Below are 19,384 nucleotides of genomic sequence, written 5' to 3'. Positions count from 1 at the left end.
TCATTTGTCCGTTTCTTCTTTCATCTCTTTCAACGCTGTTTCCACCCGGTTGGTCAACTCTATGAATTCCTGTACGGAAAGCTGTTCGGGACGTTTGTTGAAGAGGACGTCTTCGGTCAGCGGACATTCTTTGCCAAGTATCGGTTTTATGGAGTTGCGCAGGGTTTTCCGGCGCTGGTTAAATGTGGTTTTCACCACCTGCTTGAACAACTTTTCGTCGCATCCCAATTGTTGCGTGTCATTGCGCGTCATGCGGATAACGGCGCTTTTCACTTTGGGAGGCGGGTTGAATACGTGCTCGCTTACGGTGAAGAGGTACTCCACGCGATACCAAGCCTGTATCAGTACACTCAGAATGCCGTACGTCTTGCTGCCCGGACCGGCGGCGATGCGCTCGGCAACTTCTTTCTGTATCATGCCCGTACAGCATGGTATCAGGTCTTTGTTGTCCAGCATCTTGAAGAAAATCTGGCTGGATATGTTATAGGGATAGTTACCCGTCAGTACGAAAGGCTGCCCGTCGAACAGGCGTTGCAGATTCATTTTCAAGAAGTCGTCTTCTATGATATTATCCTCCAATTGCGGGTAGGCTTCCCGCAGATAGGCCACCGATTCGTAATCCACTTCCACAACTTTTACCGTGCGCTCTTTGGGTAGAAGGAATTGCGTCAGCACCCCCATACCCGGTCCCACTTCCAGTATCGGAAGTTTGGGGCAGGCGTCTACGGTGTCGGCAATGTCCTGAGCCACTTTCAAGTCTTTCAGAAAGTGCTGGCCGAGAAACTTTTTAGGTTTAACTAATCTCATGTATCAACTAAATCGTTACTTTTGCGGTTCAAAGGTAATCCTTTTCGGCGAATTACGAGTTACAAATCACAAATTACGACGTGTGCCGGATGAATTTTAAGGTAAAACGATGAATAAGATAATAAAAAAGACATTGAAAATCGTGTTGCCCGTTCTTTTGGGCGGTTTTATCCTGTATTGGGTGTATCGTGATTTTGATTTTGAACGCGCAAAAGAGGTGCTTTTGTATGGCACGAATTGGGGCTGGATGTTGCTTTCACTGTTCTTTGGCGTGATGAGCCATGTGTTTCGCGGGTGGCGTTGGCGGCAGACGTTGGAACCGCTGAGGGCTTACCCTAAGAGGGGCGATTGCGTGGATGCCATATTCATTTCCTATGCTACCAATTTGATATTGCCCCGTGTGGGCGAGGTGTCGCGTTGTGGTGTTCTGGCTAAGTATGATGATGTTTCATTCTCCAAATCTTTGGGAACTGTGGTAACCGAGCGTTTGGTGGACACTTTGTGTATCCTTCTGATTACGGGATTTACTTTTCTGGTGCAGATGCCGGTGTTTCTCCGCTTCTTTCAGGAGACGGGTACAAAAATCCCTTCACTGATGCACCTGCTGACCTCTCCCTGGTTTTATGTTTCCCTGTTTTGTGTTATCGGTGTGCTGGTGCTGATGTACTATCTGATGCGGATGCTTTCTTTTTTTGAGAAGGTGAAGGGAGTTGTGCTGAATGTGTGTGAAGGGGTGATGTCGCTTCGTAATGTGAAGAATATCCCCTTATTTATTCTTTATACCTTACTTATATGGGGATGTTATTTCTATCATTTCTATCTGACTTTCTATAGCTTTTCTTTTACGGAACATCTTAGTTTTCAAGCCGCAATGGTGATGTTTGTTGGCGGAACGTTTGCAGTAATTGTTCCTACGCCCAACGGGGCGGGGCCTTGGCACTTTGCCGTTATCACCATGATGATGCTTTACGGTGTGAATGCCACGGATGCGGGCGTGTTTGCGTTGATAGTACACGGTATTCAAACCTTACTGGTTATAGTGCTTGGTATCTACGGCGGGCTGCACGTTTCGTTGGCGAACCGTGCAAAATGAATTAGAAGACTTTTGCATTATCGATTGGAGGGATATTGAAAAATAACTCTTATATTTGCGAAAACAACTTTTATAATTATGAGTACAATCTTACAGTTGGCTCCACAAAATGTGTGGAAGCATTTCTATTCGCTGACTCAGATACCCCGTCCGTCCGGACATATGGAGAAAATAACTGAGTTCTTGATAAATTTCGGTAAGGGCTTGGGTTTGGAATCATTTGTTGACGAGGTCGGCAATGTCATTATCCGCAAACCGGCTACTCCGGGTATGGAAAACCGCAAAGGTGTCATTCTGCAGGCCCATATGGATATGGTTCCGCAGAAGAACAACGATACAGTTCATGATTTTACCAAAGACCCCATTGAAACCTACATTGACGGTGATTGGCTGAAGGCCAAAGGCACCACTCTGGGCGCAGATGATGGTTTGGGTGTAGCCGCTATCATGGCGGTACTTGAGGCGAAAGACCTGAAACATGGTCCATTGGAAGCGTTGATTACCAAGGATGAGGAAACGGGTATGTACGGCGCATTCGGTTTGAAGCCGGGCACGCTGAACGGTGAGATTCTGCTGAATCTTGATTCGGAGGACGAAGGAGAACTTTATATCGGTTGCGCGGGCGGCATCGACATTACGGCTACGCTGGAATATAAGGAAGAAGCTCCTGCAGCTGATTTCGTAGCCCGTCGGATAACTTTGAAGGGATTGCGTGGCGGACATTCCGGATTGGAAATCAATCAGGGACGTGGCAATGCCAATAAGCTGCTTGCCCGTATCGTACATGACTTACTGATTGAGTTCGATTGCCAGTTGTCAAGTTTTGAAGGTGGTAATATGCGCAATGCCATTCCGCGTGAGGCACACGCTGTATTGGTGTTTAATCCTGAAGACATCGAAGGATTGGAAGACTATATCAAGGAATATGAGGTGCAGATTAATGAAGAATATACACCGATTGAAGAAGGCATTACCTTGAAATTGGAAAATGTAGATTTGCCTGCCGCCATTGTTCCCGAAGAAATTCAGGACAATATGATTAGTGTGCTAATGGCTTGTCAAAATGGAGTAATGCGTATGATTCCTACAGTTCCCGATACGGTGGAGACTTCTTCCAATCTGGCCATTGTGACGATTGAAGGCGGCAAGGCGGATGTTCGTATATTGGCTCGCAGTTCTTGTGATACAATGAAGGACTTCTTGGCAGATAGCTTGACTGCGTGCTTCTCTATGGCAGGCATGAAAGTGGAATTGAGCGGCGGCTACTCAGGCTGGCAACCTAATGTGGATTCTCCGATTCTGCATGCCATGACATTATCCTATAAGCAACAATTTGGTGTAGAACCGGCTGTGAAGGTGATTCATGCAGGCTTGGAATGCGGCATTATCGGTGCCAACTGTCCGGGGCTTGACATGATTTCTTTCGGTCCTACGTTGCGCTCACCGCACTCACCCGATGAACGTGCATACATTCCGTCTGTGACGAAGTTCTATGACTTCTTGGTTGCGACTTTGGAACAGACTCCTGAAAAGTAATTTTCTTTATACCTTATACATAATAAGACGGAAAGCGGGACACTTTAAACGTGCCCCGCTTTTTATTACTGCCATTTTGACTTTGGCCTGTCAGAATAACTTTGCTTTACCGCCATTCTGACTCTTCTTATTGTTGCAACTTTGCAGAAAATTGATTTAGGTCAAGAAATATGTTATAAAACATCTTTTTCTATGTGTTTTCACTTGCTATCTTGAACAAAGGCCTTATTTTTGTGTTGTAAAACATAGAAATAATAGGATAACAGGTTATTTTTAAGAGTAACAAGATTGATTTTAGGAGGATAACAAAATGAAAAAGTTAAGGAGTTTGTTCAGACATTTCGGCGAGGCCGATAAGAACATTTGGGGTTATGTAATGCTTTAAGCATTCATCCCCTTTTTAAGAGAGAAATTAGTTTTCAGTTTTCAAGATGTTAGTTTAATTTTTTAAGGTTATGAAAAAGAAGATTATGAGCTCATTCAGACGTATTCTCGCAGAGGTAGGTCGTAATGAGATGTTAATGATGGGTTACACCATTAAGAAGTAAAGAAAAAAAAGTTTTCAGGGTATTTAATTTAATTGATAAGATTATGGGAAAAAAGATTGTAAATTCTTTCAAAGAGGTTCTTACTAAAGTTGGTGAGAACTGGATTGAAGCAATGAAGTATTATAACTACCCAAGATGAGTGTAGTAATCGATAAGAGACCGGGGGATATGTTCTGAGAATGTATCCCTCGTTTTTTTATATTTGTTACCGAGGAGGATTGTGTCAGCATATGCTTTGTTTTTTTTATTTTTTACTAAAAGTCGGCACAACATAACTATTAATTTGTTATTTTTGTTTCTAACCACTATAACAATAGAATAGCTATGAAGAAATTCCAAAGATTTTGTACATTGTTTCTGCTGATGATTGGAGTGTGCTTCCTTTCCTTGCATGCTCAGTCCTATGACAACCTGTGGAAACAGGTAGAGCAAGCTCAAAAGAAGAGTTTGCCGCAAACTGCAGTGAAGCTGACGGGGAAAATTTACCGGAAAGCCGAGCTGGAGAAGAACGCTCCGCAAATGCTAAAGGCATATATCTATCGGGAAGCTTATCAGGAAAGACTGACTCCGGATAGCCTGTATACTAATTTAAGGAATCTGGAAAGTTGGGTGAAATCGGAACCGAACCCCGTAAGCAAAGCTATTCTGCATTCACTGCTTGCCCGCGAATATGCGGATTATATGCGAGGCAACCGGCGGCTGTTGTCGGAACGTACGTCTTTGGACGTAGACGAAGCCCCTGCAGACATTCGTGAGTGGAGCGATAATCTTTTTGTTGCTAAGGTAGACGAACATAACCTTGCCTCATTGCGGGATTCCCTCCGCTTGCTTGAAGTCTCTTCCAAGGAATATGTGCCTTTTGTAGTGCTGGAAGACGGAAGCCGTTTTTACGGGCACGATATGTACCATCTGCTGGCGACCCGTGCAGTCGACACTTATCGGCTATTGGACGGCTTTCGGGTGGATTCATTGCAACGCGCCCGGATTGGCGGTATTTATACAGAGATGATAAAGGCTTACCGGCATCGTAACGGGGCGGAAGACGCCGTGATACTGGCAACGCTTGATTACTGGAAGTGGAAAGTAGCCGGTGGCGGTATAAACCGCGAACCTTATGCCGCTTATCGTGAGCGAAAAGAAGAACTCAATAAAGAATATCTCGAAGTTTTGGACAATCTGATTCGGGAATATGGCACGCGTGAAGTCTGTGCGGAAGTCTACATTTGTAAGGCCGACCGGCTCCGCAGTTTGGGAGGAACTTATATTGATGGGGCTTTGCAGACCTGTGATGAAGGGGTGAAACGCTACTCGGCTTATAAGCGTGTTAATGAACTGCGGAACATACGGGAAAATATCCTGCAACCCTATTTGGATATTAATACCCAGGGGAGTGTTTATCCCGGTGACTCATTGAAGTTGGACGTGACCTATCGTAATCTGAAAGGATTTACGCTGAACCTGTACCGTACGAATCTGTCCGAAATACCTTGGATGGATACCGGAATAAGCAAGGCATTCTATCAGAAACATGCCCGTAAATTGTCTGCAACTCATTTTGAACTGGATGCTTTCACTGGGCAAGATGGAAAACAAGGAGAGTCATCAAACAACCTGCAACGTACGGACTTGAAGTTTTATGTGCCGGACGAACCGGGCGTTTATATATTACAGATTGTGCCGGATGTCGCAACAGCCCGTACGGCAGATTCATTTCTTGTTTCAACCCGTTTCAAGGTATTGACGCTGTCTCTGCCGGATAACAAAATGGAAGTGGTTACGGTAGATAGCCGTAGCGGACAACCTATTTCCGATGCAACGGTCAGTTTCTATTCCGCGTACAATGAAAAAGACCGCAAACTGGTGCAGACGGTTACTACCGATGCCGGCGGCAAGGCTGTTGTAGAATGGAATAAAACTATCCGCAGCTATGTGGCGCGTAAAGGGACAGATACCGCTATGATGCCTCAGATTATTTATTTGAACAGATATTACGAGCGCGGTGAGTCGCGTCCGGAAGAACATATCACTCTGCTGACGGACCGTTCTTTGTATCGTCCCGGTCAGACTGTTTATGTCAAAGGCATCGCTTATGAACAGGAAACGGATAAGGCCCAAGTCCTGGCAGGAAAGAGTTATCAGGTACGTTTGTTGGACGTAAACAGAAAAGAACTGGTACAGAAGAACGTCAATACCAACGAATTCGGTTCCTTTACGACAGAATTGGTGTTGCCGACAGTTTGCTTGAATGGTAACTTTACGGTTGAAGTCAAAAACAGAACGTCCGTTTCCGTACGGGTGGAGGATTACAAGCGGCCTACCTTTGAGATTACTTTTAATCCGGTGAAAGAAGCCTTCTGTTTGGGAGAGACGGTAGATGTGACCGGCAATGTCAAGGCATATAATGGCATGGCCATTCAGGATGTTCCGTTGGTATATACTGTTACCCGTCGTAACAATTGGAGATACTGGGGACAAGGTGCTGCACCGCTTGCCTCGGACACGGTGCAGCTGGATGCGAAAGGTAACTTCTCCATTCCGGTTGTTCTGAAGCCGGGCGCAGATACGGACAGAATGGGCGGGGAACGCTTTTCCTATCAAATAGAAGTGTCGGTCACAGGGGATGCGGGCGAAACGCAGACTTCGCAGTGTCACCTAAGCGCTGCCCGTCAAGCCTATTTCTTTATGCCCGATATTAACAGGGAGTTGTGCAAAGAAGATTCCATATCGGGAAAACTGGCAGTGATGAATGCCGTGAACGAGACGTTGTCCATGGAAGGAATTTGTCGTCTGTATCCGGTGCTCGACTCTAAAACGGGAAGAATATCAGATAAGCCGGTTTATGAAAGTACCTTTACATCGGGTGAAACGAAAGACTTCGCTGCTTGGAAACAACTACCGTCGGGAGAGTACCGCTTTGTCATGTCGGTTCGCGACCGCGACGGTAAGGAGGTCAGCAATGCGGACAATACGGTGAATATTGTGTTGTTCTCATTGACAGATACCCGTCCGGCTATGTTTATGGAAACCTTCCTCTATGAAAAGAATACGGAGTTCGATGCAACCCATCCGGCACTCTTCTACTTCGGCACTTCCATGAAGGACGCCTATGTTTTGGTAGACGTTTTCGGGCGGAAGGGAAGGCTGGAGAGCCGTACTCTGTCATTGAGCGATTCGATTCTCCGTATGGAATATCCTTATCGGGAGGAGTATGGAGACGGGGTTGCCGTGCAGTTTACCTTCGTAAAGAACGGACAGCTATATACCCGTAGGGTGGAATTGCGGAAACGCCTGCCTGAACGGACATTGGATATGAAGTGGGAAGTCTTCCGCGACCGTTTGCGTCCGGGACAGGAAGAAGAGTGGAGGCTGGTTATCAAGACTCCGCAAGGTTTTCCTGCTGCCGCTGAGATGCTGGCAATGATGTATGATGCCTCATTAGACCGGATTTATAGCCGCAGCCAGTCGTTAAGCGTTTATTACAACCGGTATATTCCTTATTACTATTGGGATAGCAATAATAACAACGGAAAGAGTTATGCTCCTTATTTCCCCACGAAGTCGTGGACGGTTCCCGTTTGGCACTTTGACTATTTCATTTCGCCCTATACCGGAGTGGCGGAAGTCTTGCAAATTGTCGAAAATAGTGCGATTGTCAGTGGATCCGGATACGGAACCACCAGAAACAAGATGATAGCCGGACGGGCGGTTGAAGCGAAGTATGTTCCGGCACAGGTGGAAGAAGGGGTTGCGGATGTTGTTTTTGAATCGGAAACTATTCCTCTTGACGGGCAGACATTACAACCGGTAGCTGACTTGCGTACTAATTTTGCCGAAACGGCCTTCTTCTATCCTCAACTGCGTACGAATGAACAGGGAGAGATTGCTTTCTCCTTCACTATGCCGCAGAGCCTGACACGCTGGAATTTCCGGGGCTATTCCCATACTCGGGATATGATGACAGGTATGCTTGATGCTACTGCTGCCACTGCCAAAGAGTTTATGCTTACTCCGAATATGCCCCGCTTTGTACGGGTAGGCGATAAGACACAGATAGCTGCCGGTGTTGCCAACCTGACGGGGAAGGCGGTAAAAGGCACAGTCGTATTCACCCTTTTCGATCCGGTGACGGAGAAGATTATCTCCACCCGGCGTCAGAAGTTCTCGGTAGAAGCCGGAAAGACGGTATCGGTTGATTTCAGGTTTGATGTAACGGAACGTTACGACCTGCTTGGTGTACGTATGGTGGCAGACGGCGGTACATTCAGTGACGGGGAACAGCATCTGTTGCCTGTTTTAAGCAATAAGGAGTATATTACGGAGACGCTTGCCATGCCTGTTCGTGGTGAAGAAACACGTACTTTCTCGCTGGACAGTCTGTTCAACGGTAACAGTCGTACGGCAACCGACCGTCGTCTGACGGTGGAATTTACGGGTAATCCAGCATGGTATGCCGTACAAGCTTTGCCTGTCTTGAGCCAGCCTGCAACCGATAATGCCATTTCTTGGGCAACCGCTTTCTATGCTAACAGCTTGGCTGGGTATATCGCTAATAGCCAGCCGCGCATTAAGGCGGTGTTTGATAACTGGCGACTGTCGGGCGGAACAAAAGAGACTTTCCTCAGCCAATTGGAGAAGAACCAAGATGTGAAAAACATCCTGTTGGATGAGTCTCCCTGGTTGCTGGAGGCTACTACTGAGGCGGAGCAACAACAACGCATTGCTACCTTGTTCGATGTTAATCAATTAAATTACCGTAATATGTCGTCTTTGCTTAAACTGAAAGAATTGCAGGGTGAGGAAGGCGCATGGAGTTGGTTTGGCGGTATGTCCGGCAACCGTTATGTCACAAGTTATATCACCGGGTTGCTCGTCCGGCTTTCTTTGTTTACGGATAAGACACTGCCGGAAGAAGTAGCGGGAATGAAGGATAAGGCTTTTGATTATCTGAATAAGGAAGCCCTGAAAGAATACCGGGCTATCCGCAAGGCAGAGAAGAATGGGGCTAAAATTACCGTTTTGTCGGATGCCGTTATGGAATATTTGTATCTGGTGGCTCTCGGTTCGGAAAAACTGTCCGGTGAATATGCCAAAGCATTCGATTACTTTCTTACCAAGTTGGGACGTAACCTTGAGAACGGTACAATGATTTGTAAAGCGCAGACCGCCATTATTCTGCAGACGGTGGGACGCAGGACGGAAGCGAATGAGTTTATAGCTTCCATAAAAGAACATCTTGTACAAACGGATGAGATGGGAGCGCATTTTGCTTTCTATGCCAATCCTTATACTTGGGGCATGATGCCGGTTCCTGCTCATGTGGCTGTCATGGAAGCCTTGCACAAGGCAGGCGGCAATGATGCTTTGGTAGAAGAAATGAAGCTTTGGCTGTTGAAACAGAAACAGGCGACGGCATGGAATTCTCCGGTGGCTACCGCCGATGCGATTTATGCTTTGCTTTGCCGGGGCAACAATTTGCTGGAAAGCAAAGGGGATGTCCGCATTATTTTAGGCAATAAGGTGCTGGAAACTCTTTCTCCGGCAAAGACCACTGTGCCGGGATTGGGATACATCAAGGAAGTCTTTACGCAAGGCAGTCCTGAACTGAAGGCAACGTCCGTTACCATAGAGAAGAGGGATGCGGGCATTGCATGGGGAGCTGTCTATGCGCAGTATTTGTCGCCCATATCCGACGTGAAACAACAAGGCGGTGAACTGAATATTGAAAAGAAACTCTTTGTAGAGCGTATCTCGGCAGACGGACAGAAATCTCTGCAACCATTGTCGGATGCCGCACAGCTTTCAGTAGGTGATAAGGTTGTGTCCCGGCTCACGCTCCGTTTGGACCGTGCCATGGACTTTATTCAGTTGAAAGATCAACGTGGCGCTTGCTTCGAACCGGTAAGCTCGCTTTCGGGGTATCGTTGGAGCAGCGGTTTCGGATATTATGCAGAGGTGGAAGATGCCGGGGCCAATTTCTTCTTCGACCACTTGGGCAAAGGCGTCTATGTACTGGAGCATAGCTACCGGGTGGCTCGTGGCGGTACGTACGAAACCGGACTGGCTACCGTGCAATGCGCTTATGCACCGGAATATGCTTCCCACTCTGCGGGAGGAACTGTTGTAATCAAATAGGGTAGGTGGATTTTACTTGCTATCGAATGTTTATAGGTTATAAAAAGCGGAAAGAAAATCTGTGTATCTCACTTAAAAACTTTACATTTGTGCAACTAATTTAGAAGCAATATAAATGAGACGCAGTTTTATCACTCTATATGCGCTTGCAGCTACGGCATTAACAGCCGTAGCGCAACCGCGTTTTACCTCTAATACGGAAATGTATGATTTCGGACAGATTGAATGGAAACATCCGGTAACGGTGCAATACTCCATTACAAACACCGGCAACCAACCTTTGGTACTTACCGAGGTGGAGCCCGATTGTGCCTGTTCCGTGGCCCGGTGGACAAAGACTCCTATCGCTCCGGGTGCAAAGGGAGTAGTCAATGTGACTTTTGATGCGGAGGCTTTGGGGCACTTCAACAAATCCGTAGCCATTTACAGTAATGCGCAACCCCATCTGGTTTATTTAAAGTTCAACGGTGAGGTGGTGCGTGAAATCAAGGATTTCACTAAAACTCATCCATACCTCATCGGGCAGATACGCATAGATAAGAACAATCTTGACTTTCCCGATGTGCAGGCCGGTGAGAAGCCTGTTATGCACATAGGGGTTGTGAACCTGTCAGACCGTCCGTACGAACCAGTGTTGATGCACCTGCCGCCTTATCTGCAAACGGAAGTGAAGCCCAATGTCTTGCAAAAAGGGGAGAAGGGTGTCATCACCGTTACGTTGGATTCCGAACGGTTGACGGACTTCGGACTGACACAAGCCTCTGTCTATCTGGCACGTTTTGCGGGCGACAAGGTGGGGGATGAAAATGAGATTCCTGTGTCCGCCATTCTTCTGCCGGACTTCTCGGGCATGACCGAGACGGCAAAGGCGAATGCCCCCGTCATCAATCTTTCCATTAAGGATATTGATATGAGTACCGTACTGGCAAAGAAATCGAAGGCGCGTCAGGACATTATTATAACGAATACCGGCCGTTCTCCTTTGCAAATCAGCAAACTTCAGGTATTCCACCCGGCTGTGGGCGCCAGCTTGAAGAAGAGTGTGTTGCAACCGGGCGAAAGCACCCGCCTCCGTGTAACGGTGGCGAAACGGAATATCGGGAAGAAACGCCGTCATCTGCGCTTGCTGATGATTACGAATGACCCGATGCAGCCGAAAGTAGAGATTAATATTAAAGCGAAATAATATAAAATCTTACTATGGAACATCCTGAAAATAACAGAGAATATAAAGGTTTGGTTGTCAATGCAGGCATTGAACAGCCTTCGTCCGTCAATCCTTATCTGAAGCGGAAACCGAAAAAACGCCAGCTTTCCGTTGCAGAGTATGTAGAGGGTATTGTAAAAGGCGATATCACGACATTAAGCCGGGCTGTGACGTTGGTGGAAAGTGTAAAGCCCGAACATCAGACCATAGCTCAGGAGGTGATAGAAAAGTGTCTGCCATACTCCGGCAACTCTATCCGCATAGGTATCAGCGGTGTGCCGGGAGCCGGCAAGAGTACGTCTATCGACGTATTCGGACTGCACGTATTGGAGAAGTACGACGGCAAACTGGCGGTATTGGCCATCGACCCCAGTAGCGAGCGCAGCAAGGGCAGTATTTTGGGTGATAAAACCCGCATGGAGAAGCTCTCCGTTCATCCTAAATCCTTTATCCGTCCCAGCCCTTCGGCAGGTTCGCTGGGTGGCGTGGCACGCAAGACGCGTGAAACGATTGTGCTTTGTGAAGCTGCCGGATTCGATAAGATATTTGTAGAAACAGTGGGTGTGGGACAGAGTGAAACTGCGGTACATTCAATGGTGGACTTCTTCTTGCTTATCCAGCTTGCCGGTACGGGCGATGAACTGCAAGGCATCAAGCGCGGAATTATGGAAATGGCGGACGGCATCGTCATCAATAAGGCGGATGGAGATAATCTGGAACGTGCCAAGCTGGCTGCCACCCAGTTCCGTAATGCGCTGCATCTTTTCCCGGCTCCGGAGAGCGGTTGGACGCCGCAGGTACTGACCTATTCCGGTTTTTACAACCTTGGGGTACAGGAAGTATGGGATATGGTTTATAAATATATCGACTTTGTGAAAGAGAACGGCTACTTTGAATACCGCCGCAACGAGCAAAGCAAATATTGGATGTACGAAACCATTAATGAACAACTCCGCGACAGTTTCTATCATAATTCTACAATCGAAGCAATGCTGGCCGATAAAGAAAGCCAAGTGCTAAAAGGTAACCTGACCTCCTTTGTCGCTGCCAAGAACTTGCTGGATACTTATTTTGCGGAATTGAAAAAATAGCGGGGCTATATCAAAGCAAAGAATACTTACTGTCTGTTTTTCAGGCACGGATTACACGGATTTCACGGAAAAGAATAAAGTAAATCCGTGAAATCCGTGTAATCCGTGCCTAAAAAAATCATCAACTACGTTTTGATAACTTCTTGTTCCCTACACCTCTTTTCCTTCCTTCTCAAAGTCCTTGCGTGATTTGCTTTGCGTAACGATATATACACCGAGAAATACCAGTGCAATGGCTATTCCCTTTTCCAGATTGAATACAGCCATACCGATTACGACTGTAACTATTGAAGCTACAATAGGTTGCATATAGTTGTACATACTCACTACTGTGGGGCGCAACAGTCTTTGTGCTGTCATGATACATATATAGGCAAGGAAACTGCCGCCTACCACTACATAGCCCACTTGTAACAGTGCCGCAGTAGAGATTTCCGCCCACTGTATGGCAGCCACATCGTGATAGGAGAAAGGGATGTAGCACATGGATGCATACACAAACATCCATTTGTTCAGGGTGATGGGAGAATATTTTTGGGATAACCCTTTAAATACGGTCAGATAGATAGAGAAACTGATTTGGGCGACGAGACACAGTAAGTCACCTATGATGCTTCCGTTGCCGCTACTTGCATTTTGGCTGCTCATAATAAGTATCAATGCTCCCATTGCTCCTACAAAGATGCCCAGCACTTTTTTATTGGTAACGGGCTCTTTCAGATAAACAGCCGCTACAATCATGGTGACGATAGGAAGGGTAGTAGTTACGATGGAGGCATCGATGGGAGAAGTCATGGACAGTCCGAAGATGTAGACTCCCTGATTGAACACCAATGCAAAAAGCGAGGCGAAGAATATCTTCAACATATCCCGGTGGTCTACCTGCTCGCGTTTGCAGAACAGTGAGAGTAGCCAGAAGCAAGCCGCTGCACCTACCATGCGGAAGGTAGTGACAGACAAAGCGGAGAACTCAACTAAAGCGGATTTACCGATGGGCGCCATTAACCCCCATAGAATATTGGCGGTCAGAGCAAACAGGTGACCTTGTACGTTCTTGTTCATATTGTGAAATATGTATTGTTTGTGGTGAAAAACGCTGCAAAGGTAACTAAATTCTCAATCTCTTTCTTTATATTTGTAATACGAATATATAGGAATCATGGAAGTACAAGCCAATTACATCAGACGTATCGAGATACACGGGTTGTGGCATCGGTATAATATAGCTTGGGAGTTGCGTCCCGATGTCAACATACTTTCCGGCATCAACGGAGTAGGAAAGACTACGATTCTAAACCGCTCGGTGGGATATCTGGAGCAAACCACCGGAGAAGTGAAGAGCGATGAGAAGAGCGGAGTGCACGTATTCTTCGATAATCCGGAAGCAACTTTTATCCCCTATGATGTAATCCGCAGTTACGACCGCCCCCTTATCATGGGAGATTTTACCGCCCGTATGGCAGATCCGAACGTAAAGTCCGAACTGGACTGGCAACTCTATCTGCTCCAACGCCGTTATCTTGACTACCAAGTGAATATCGGCAATAAAATGATTGAATTGCTGAGCGGTGACGAGGAACAGCGGAGTATGGCTCCGGCGTTGTCCGTACCTAAACGGAAATTTCAGGATATGGTTGACGAACTGTTCAGCTATACCCGAAAGAAGATTGACCGCAAAAGTAATGACATCGTCTTTTTTCAGGACGGTGAGCAACTGCTTCCCTATAAACTCTCATCCGGTGAAAAACAGATGCTGGTAATCCTGCTGACAGTCCTTGTGCGCGACGAAGACCATTGTGTACTCTTTATGGACGAGCCGGAAGCATCATTGCACATTGAATGGCAGCAAAAGCTTATCGGCATGATACGCGATTTGAATCCGAATGCACAGCTTATCCTCACTACCCATTCTCCGGCCGTTATTATGGAAGGCTGGCTGGATGCAGTGACGGAAGTGGAGGATATTTCGACGATAATCAGCAACTGACTCCTTTAATTCTTGAAACTTCTTTAACTCCTGAAAAGGATAATTTATAATTCATCACTGCTTTGGCAACATCTTTACGACATAATCTGACTTCCGCTTATCTGGACGCCGCGCATAAGTTCTCGTCGAAGAAAGGGCGCAGACGCATTGTGGCGTATGTGGAAAGCTATGATGATATAGCTTTCTGGCGTACTCTTTTGGCTGAGTTCGAGAATGAGGAGCGTTATTTCCAAGTAATGCTTCCGTCTGCCACTTCATTGGCAAAGGGCAAGAAGATGGTGTTGATGAATACGCTCAATACAACGGAACTGGGGCGCAGCCTGATAGCTTGTGTGGACAGTGATTACGACTTTCTGCTGCAAGGGGCTACCAATGTGTCACGGAAGATAAACCGCAACCCTTATATCTTCCAGACTTACGGATATGCTATTGAGAACTTTCATTGTTTTGCCGAGAGCCTTCATGAAGTTTGCGTGCAGGCAACGTTGAACGACCGTCATATTCTCGATTTTCCCGCTTTCCTGAAACGCTATTCACAGATAGCTTATCCGTTGTTCCTGTGGAACGTATGGTTCTATCGCCGGCATGATACGCATACTTTCCCCATATACGATTTCAATGCCTATGTCCGTTTGCAGGATATAAGCCTGCGGCATCCTTATAGCGCTTTGGACGCTATGCAGCGTACGGTATCTGCCAAACTATCCGAAATGGAAGTACGCTTTCCGCAGTACATAGAGCACGTTGATAAGTTGGGTGAGGAGTTGCGGAAATTAGGATTAATTCCCGATAACACCTATCTCTATATGCAGGGACATCACATTATGGACTGTGTGGTGCTGAAGCTGTTGATACCCGTTTGCACAGTACTCCGCCGTGAGCGTGAACAGGAAATTAAACGTCTGGCGGAGCATAACGAACAGTTCCGCAATGAACTGACGGGTTATGAGAACAGTCAGGTCAATGTGGCTGTTATGTTGAAGAAAAACAGCGGTTACAAAAACCTTTATCTCTATCAGTGGTTGAAAGAAGATATAAGGGAATTCCTCGAACGGGAGAAACTATGACCCCCTGTCGTATTTTATACCTCATACTTTATATTTAAGCATCATGGACATATTAAAGAATATCGACGAATTATTGATTTCTTGGGGAACAGCCCCTTCTCTGGCCGATATACTCGATCAATTTATAGCTTTTGCGCTGGTACTGATTGTCGCTTTTCTGGCGGATGCTATCTGCCGGAACATTTTGTTGAAAGTGGTGGCGCATCTGATAAGGAAAACAAAAGCTACATGGGATGATATTGTTTTCGACCGTAAAGTGTTGATTCACCTTAGCCGGATGGTGGCGCCTGTCATTATCTATATTTTTATTCCGGTTGCTTTTGCCGAGACGAGCTCTTCCACTCTGGGATTCATCCAGCGTGTCTGCCTTATCTATATTCTTATTACGTTCCTGAGTTTCATCAATTCGTTCCTGAAGGCTGTTTATGCTGTGTACAGCGAGAAGGAACAACTCCGCGACCGCCCGTTGAAGGGAATGTTGCAGACGGTACAGGTGATTCTCTGGTTTGTGGGCGCCATTATCGTGGTAAGTATTCTGATTGATAGGTCTCCATTGTCGTTGTTGGCGGGGTTGGGTGCTTCTGCCGCTATCCTGATGCTGGTGTTCAAGGATTCTATTATGGGATTTGTTTCGGGTGTGCAGCTTTCCGCCAATGATATGCTGAAGGTGGGCGACTGGATTGCAATGCCCAAATACGGTGCAGACGGTACGGTGATAGAAGTCACACTGAATACGGTAAAGGTGCGTAACTGGGATAATACCATCACTACGATTCCGCCCTATCTGCTGGTCAGCGATTCGTTTCAGAACTGGCGCGGTATGCGCGAGAGCGGAGGGCGGCGCGTCAAGCGTTCCATTAATATCGATATGAACAGTGTGAAGTTCTGTACTCCGGAGATGCTGGACAAGTATCGTAAGATTCGTTTGCTGAAAGACTATGTGGAGCATACGGAAACAGTGATAGAGGAGTATAACAAGGAACATCATATCGACAATTCCATTCTTGTCAACGGTCGCCGCCAAACCAATTTGGGCGTGTTCCGGGCTTATCTGACTGCCTACTTGAAAAGCCTTCCTGATGTAAACCAGGAACTTGTCTGCATGGTGCGCCAGTTGCAACCCACAGATCATGGCATTCCTATGGAGCTTTATTTTTTCTGTGCTATCAAGGACTGGGTCCCTTACGAGGGAGTACAGGCTGATGTCTTCGACCATGTACTTGCTATTATCCCGGAATTTGATTTGCAGGTATTCCAGTCTCCGTCAGGCAGGGATTTTCAAAGAGCCTTCTCGTGATTTTAGGGAATTTGGCTATTGATAGATGCTTCATCAAAGCTCATCTGATATATAGGGTATCTGATAGGATGGCAGTAAATCTTCTTGTTCTGTACTTATATTGTATTTGTATTTATCGGTTTCTTTCAATAAATGCCCCTTTTCATCATAAATTGAGATTGTTATGGTTTTATTTGTCCGGTTTGAATCAATACGGGTTTCTTTGAACTTCATGCCATTCTTGTAGTAGGTACTGTCTGTCCAATGAAAATCTTCGAATTCCCTATTGAGAACTTCAATCCTTAGTTCTCCGTCTCTGTATTCTTTCCGGGTTTTACTGGGCGCTCCGTCAATGGTAGTCAGGACAATAACGGTGTCATTGTTTGTCGTAGTGTTTTCGCAAACTATCTCCTGTGTACATTCGGAGTGAGGTATCTTTTGTAGAGCTTCCTCGTAGGTAATCCCTTTGAAGAAGTATCTTTCTGTTTTCTGCCCGGTTATCAAGTCTGTGTCTGTTGTTTTAAGGAGTTCTCCTTGACTGTCATAAGTATAAAAACTTTCGGAGACCTGTTTCTCCGAAGGAGTATCGGCGGATGCGGATATATCTTTTATGTATTCCGGTTTGTCCTTGGCGTAATATCTGGTAAATGAGTAGAATGTGGTATCCTTGCCATCTTTTAGCCAAAGTTCCTCTTTTATGTTCTTGTGACGGCTTGTTGTCTTTATGTCAGAGTCGGAAATCTCTGTGGCTATATAGTCCGTGTCATTGCTATAGATATATTGCTGCAAACTATTAGATGTCAGTATATAAGCTTTGTCTTGACTGTAGTACAGATTATGCGTATTTACTGCTTTTACATTCACCAATCTGCCCGCATTATCGTAGGTGTTGTTGTATTCTGTGATTAAAACTGAATTATAGTGTTCTTGCGGTTGGGCATTGTGACCGCATGCGGTGAGCAGTAATGCTATACTTGGCAAGAGCAGGCAAGTGTATCTATTGAATTTCATGTCTTTATAATTGGTTCTATGGGATTGGGTATTGTGTTATAGGAACGAAATATGTTTCTCTCCCGGTTTCACATATATTTCTCCATCCGAAGTTTCCATGATAATGGGGCATTTTCGTTTACTCTCCACGGGGGTAACTCTGGTGGTTGGCGGCTCGTCATGATTCCTGCCCACAATGTAGCGGTCTATCACCTCTCCATTATCATCGACCAGTTCAAAGGTGGTGAAAATGTAATCTCCCTTTTTACTGATATAAAAGCGCAGTTCTATCTTTTCGTTCAACTTGAAATCGTCATCACTATATAATGTGTATGGGAGAGTTTCTGTGGGAAAGAGCCTGATGAGCTTGGTGTCGGATGATGTGTCCGGCAGTGTGTCCCAATCTTGTTTTACTAAAAAACTGCGTTCAAAGAATGGAGATGAGTATTTTATTTTTGTGATTTCTACTATCTCTTCCTTACCTTCCCGGCTGATTTGCCATCGCCATTCCTTATCACTGATAATCGAGGTTTGGTATCCTGTGGCAGATTCGGAAGCCGAAACATGTTCATGGCTGATAAGAGTGGTATCTCTATCAAAAAAACTACTGAAATGTGCCTCGCCGCCTTCTCCATAGTAGTGATTTGCCATTGTGATAGTGGTGCGGGTCTCTTTCTCGTTTGAATAATACTCACTAAATTCATTGTATTCATTAGTACTTTGTACCGGAAAACCTGCCTTATCGAATAACAATAGCAAGCGCTCGTGGTCTACATGGTTGTCATAAGAGTCTTCATCTTCCCGTTCCTGCTCACGGTCCAGTACGAATAAATCCATATTTCTGTAGCCGATGATTTTGCCTACGGCATAGAATTCTTCCTTTATATAAAGTGAATCGGACAAATCGGGGAGGAACTCATTGATGATTTCTTGCGGAATCTGTTTTCCGCGATCATGCCCTTTGCCTAAAGCTAAATCGGGGAAGTAGCTTATGAAGCGGCTGTCTATTTTGGGGCAGGTTTTATATTTTTCTTGTTCCTGCTCCTTCAATTGGCTGAAATAGACTGTATCGTTGGCGATGGTGACGAAGTATTGGGGAATATCCGGCGTAGTCCGGACGAAAGTATCATCCAGAAAGACATGATTACCGAAACCGCAGTCGCAGTTTTCGTATCCTTCTTGAACAACGGTCAGTGTATCGCCTTTGAACTCGAAGTGTAGCACACAATCGTTTTCTGTCATGCCGAGGTATGCACGGTAAGTGGCTTTTCCGTTGTGTACGGCGATGTGTCCGTCAATGGAACCGCTGTTATATGCAGGTGCTCCGATGTTGACATAAATATAGAATAGCAGCGTGGTGTCATCGTATGGGTAGAAATAAGCTTCCCCTTTGGGTGCTCCCTGACGGGTGGTGGAATCCCCGAATGTATAGATGCCGCTATATCGGGTCACCGGGATAGTGTCGTCGCATTGGGGTGCTGGAGTGAGGCTGTCGCTTTGGGGTGTCTCAACTTGTGCATGAGTTGCTTTACTTTGCTTGTTTCCGCAACTGCTGATGAATATTGCCAAGAGGAGGAGGATGACTACTTTTTTCATATCTTCTATTTATTTGCTTTTCGATATAACAGTACTGTAATGATACCTCCTACG

General features: G+C 45.9%; 12 protein-coding genes. 8 read left to right on the top strand and 4 right to left on the bottom strand.

The annotated features are described in order from the left end of the window. Complete coding sequence (rsmA, locus tag KG118_RS02630) at window positions 1-807, bottom strand: 16S rRNA (adenine(1518)-N(6)/adenine(1519)-N(6))-dimethyltransferase RsmA (RefSeq protein WP_117711048.1); 807 nt, start codon at window positions 805-807, stop codon at window positions 1-3. A gap of 109 nt (window positions 808-916) precedes the next feature. Here rsmA and KG118_RS02625 point away from each other — a divergent pair, with 109 nt between their 5' ends. The 5 genes from KG118_RS02625 to meaB all read left to right on the top strand — a co-directional run bounded on the left by KG118_RS02625 (window position 917) and on the right by meaB (window position 12,414). Continuing rightward, window positions 917-1,900 (top strand): lysylphosphatidylglycerol synthase transmembrane domain-containing protein, encoded by a 984-nt coding sequence (locus KG118_RS02625; RefSeq protein WP_117711049.1) that lies wholly within the window; start codon window positions 917-919, stop codon window positions 1,898-1,900. Between the two features lie 78 nt (window positions 1,901-1,978). Then, a complete protein-coding gene (locus tag KG118_RS02620; RefSeq protein ID WP_117711050.1) occupies window positions 1,979-3,436 on the top strand; it encodes an aminoacyl-histidine dipeptidase in 1,458 nt (485 codons plus the stop codon). Between the two features lie 872 nt (window positions 3,437-4,308). Next, a complete protein-coding gene (locus tag KG118_RS02615; protein WP_117711051.1) occupies window positions 4,309-10,116 on the top strand; it encodes an alpha-2-macroglobulin family protein in 5,808 nt (1,935 codons plus the stop codon). Between the two features lie 115 nt (window positions 10,117-10,231). Next, window positions 10,232-11,302 carry a DUF1573 domain-containing protein gene (locus KG118_RS02610; protein WP_117711052.1) on the top strand — a complete coding sequence of 357 codons (1,071 nt, stop codon included), beginning with the start codon at window positions 10,232-10,234 and terminating at the stop codon, window positions 11,300-11,302. 14 nt (window positions 11,303-11,316) lie between these two features. Further along, window positions 11,317-12,414: a methylmalonyl Co-A mutase-associated GTPase MeaB gene (meaB, locus tag KG118_RS02605; RefSeq protein WP_117711053.1), complete on the top strand. Its 1,098-nt coding sequence runs from the start codon at window positions 11,317-11,319 to the stop codon at window positions 12,412-12,414. Window positions 12,415-12,564: 150 nt separating this feature from the next. Here the strand turns inward: meaB and KG118_RS02600 are convergent, their stop codons facing one another. Further along, window positions 12,565-13,476, bottom strand: a complete 912-nt coding sequence (locus tag KG118_RS02600; protein WP_117711054.1) for a DMT family transporter — start codon at window positions 13,474-13,476, stop codon at window positions 12,565-12,567. A 97-nt stretch (window positions 13,477-13,573) separates the two neighbouring features. Here KG118_RS02600 and KG118_RS02595 point away from each other — a divergent pair, with 97 nt between their 5' ends. From KG118_RS02595 to KG118_RS02585, 3 genes are all read left to right on the top strand, one after another. Continuing rightward, window positions 13,574-14,401, top strand: a complete 828-nt coding sequence (locus KG118_RS02595; RefSeq protein WP_117711055.1) for an AAA family ATPase — start codon at window positions 13,574-13,576, stop codon at window positions 14,399-14,401. A 62-nt stretch (window positions 14,402-14,463) separates the two neighbouring features. Next, on the top strand, window positions 14,464-15,468 hold the full coding sequence (locus tag KG118_RS02590; RefSeq protein ID WP_117711056.1) for a DUF4435 domain-containing protein: 1,005 nt from the start codon (window positions 14,464-14,466) through the stop codon (window positions 15,466-15,468). Between the two features lie 43 nt (window positions 15,469-15,511). Continuing rightward, window positions 15,512-16,765 (top strand): mechanosensitive ion channel family protein, encoded by a 1,254-nt coding sequence (locus tag KG118_RS02585; RefSeq protein WP_117711057.1) that lies wholly within the window; start codon window positions 15,512-15,514, stop codon window positions 16,763-16,765. 33 nt (window positions 16,766-16,798) lie between these two features. Here the strand turns inward: KG118_RS02585 and KG118_RS02580 are convergent, their stop codons facing one another. After that, window positions 16,799-17,755, bottom strand: a complete 957-nt coding sequence (locus KG118_RS02580; protein ID WP_117711058.1) for a hypothetical protein — start codon at window positions 17,753-17,755, stop codon at window positions 16,799-16,801. Between the two features lie 36 nt (window positions 17,756-17,791). Next, window positions 17,792-19,330 (bottom strand): hypothetical protein, encoded by a 1,539-nt coding sequence (locus tag KG118_RS02575; RefSeq protein ID WP_117711059.1) that lies wholly within the window; start codon window positions 19,328-19,330, stop codon window positions 17,792-17,794. Between the last annotated feature and the right edge of the window lie 54 nt (window positions 19,331-19,384).

Origin of the sequence: Bacteroides propionicigenes, from assembly GCF_018390535.1 — a bacterium.
GTDB lineage: Bacteria > Bacteroidota > Bacteroidia > Bacteroidales > Bacteroidaceae > Bacteroides > Bacteroides propionicigenes.
The sequence above is the reverse complement of the archived record's forward strand: the minus strand, read 5'-3'. Positions and strand labels throughout refer to the sequence as shown.

Excerpts from the sequence above, each read along its gene's own strand:
- KG118_RS02575 (WP_117711059.1), bottom strand. The coding sequence starts at position 19,330 with ATGAAAAAAGTAGTCATCCTCCTCCTCTTGGCAATATTCATCAGCAGT.
- KG118_RS02610 (WP_117711052.1), top strand. The coding sequence starts at position 10,232 with ATGAGACGCAGTTTTATCACTCTATATGCGCTTGCAGCTACGGCATTA.
- KG118_RS02625 (WP_117711049.1), top strand. The coding sequence starts at position 917 with ATGAATAAGATAATAAAAAAGACATTGAAAATCGTGTTGCCCGTTCTT.
- KG118_RS02580 (WP_117711058.1), bottom strand. The coding sequence starts at position 17,755 with ATGAAATTCAATAGATACACTTGCCTGCTCTTGCCAAGTATAGCATTA.
- meaB (WP_117711053.1), top strand. The coding sequence starts at position 11,317 with ATGGAACATCCTGAAAATAACAGAGAATATAAAGGTTTGGTTGTCAAT.
- KG118_RS02615 (WP_117711051.1), top strand. The coding sequence starts at position 4,309 with ATGAAGAAATTCCAAAGATTTTGTACATTGTTTCTGCTGATGATTGGA.
- rsmA (WP_117711048.1), bottom strand. The coding sequence starts at position 807 with ATGAGATTAGTTAAACCTAAAAAGTTTCTCGGCCAGCACTTTCTGAAA.
- KG118_RS02620 (WP_117711050.1), top strand. The coding sequence starts at position 1,979 with ATGAGTACAATCTTACAGTTGGCTCCACAAAATGTGTGGAAGCATTTC.
- KG118_RS02595 (WP_117711055.1), top strand. The coding sequence starts at position 13,574 with ATGGAAGTACAAGCCAATTACATCAGACGTATCGAGATACACGGGTTG.
- KG118_RS02585 (WP_117711057.1), top strand. The coding sequence starts at position 15,512 with ATGGACATATTAAAGAATATCGACGAATTATTGATTTCTTGGGGAACA.
- KG118_RS02600 (WP_117711054.1), bottom strand. The coding sequence starts at position 13,476 with ATGAACAAGAACGTACAAGGTCACCTGTTTGCTCTGACCGCCAATATT.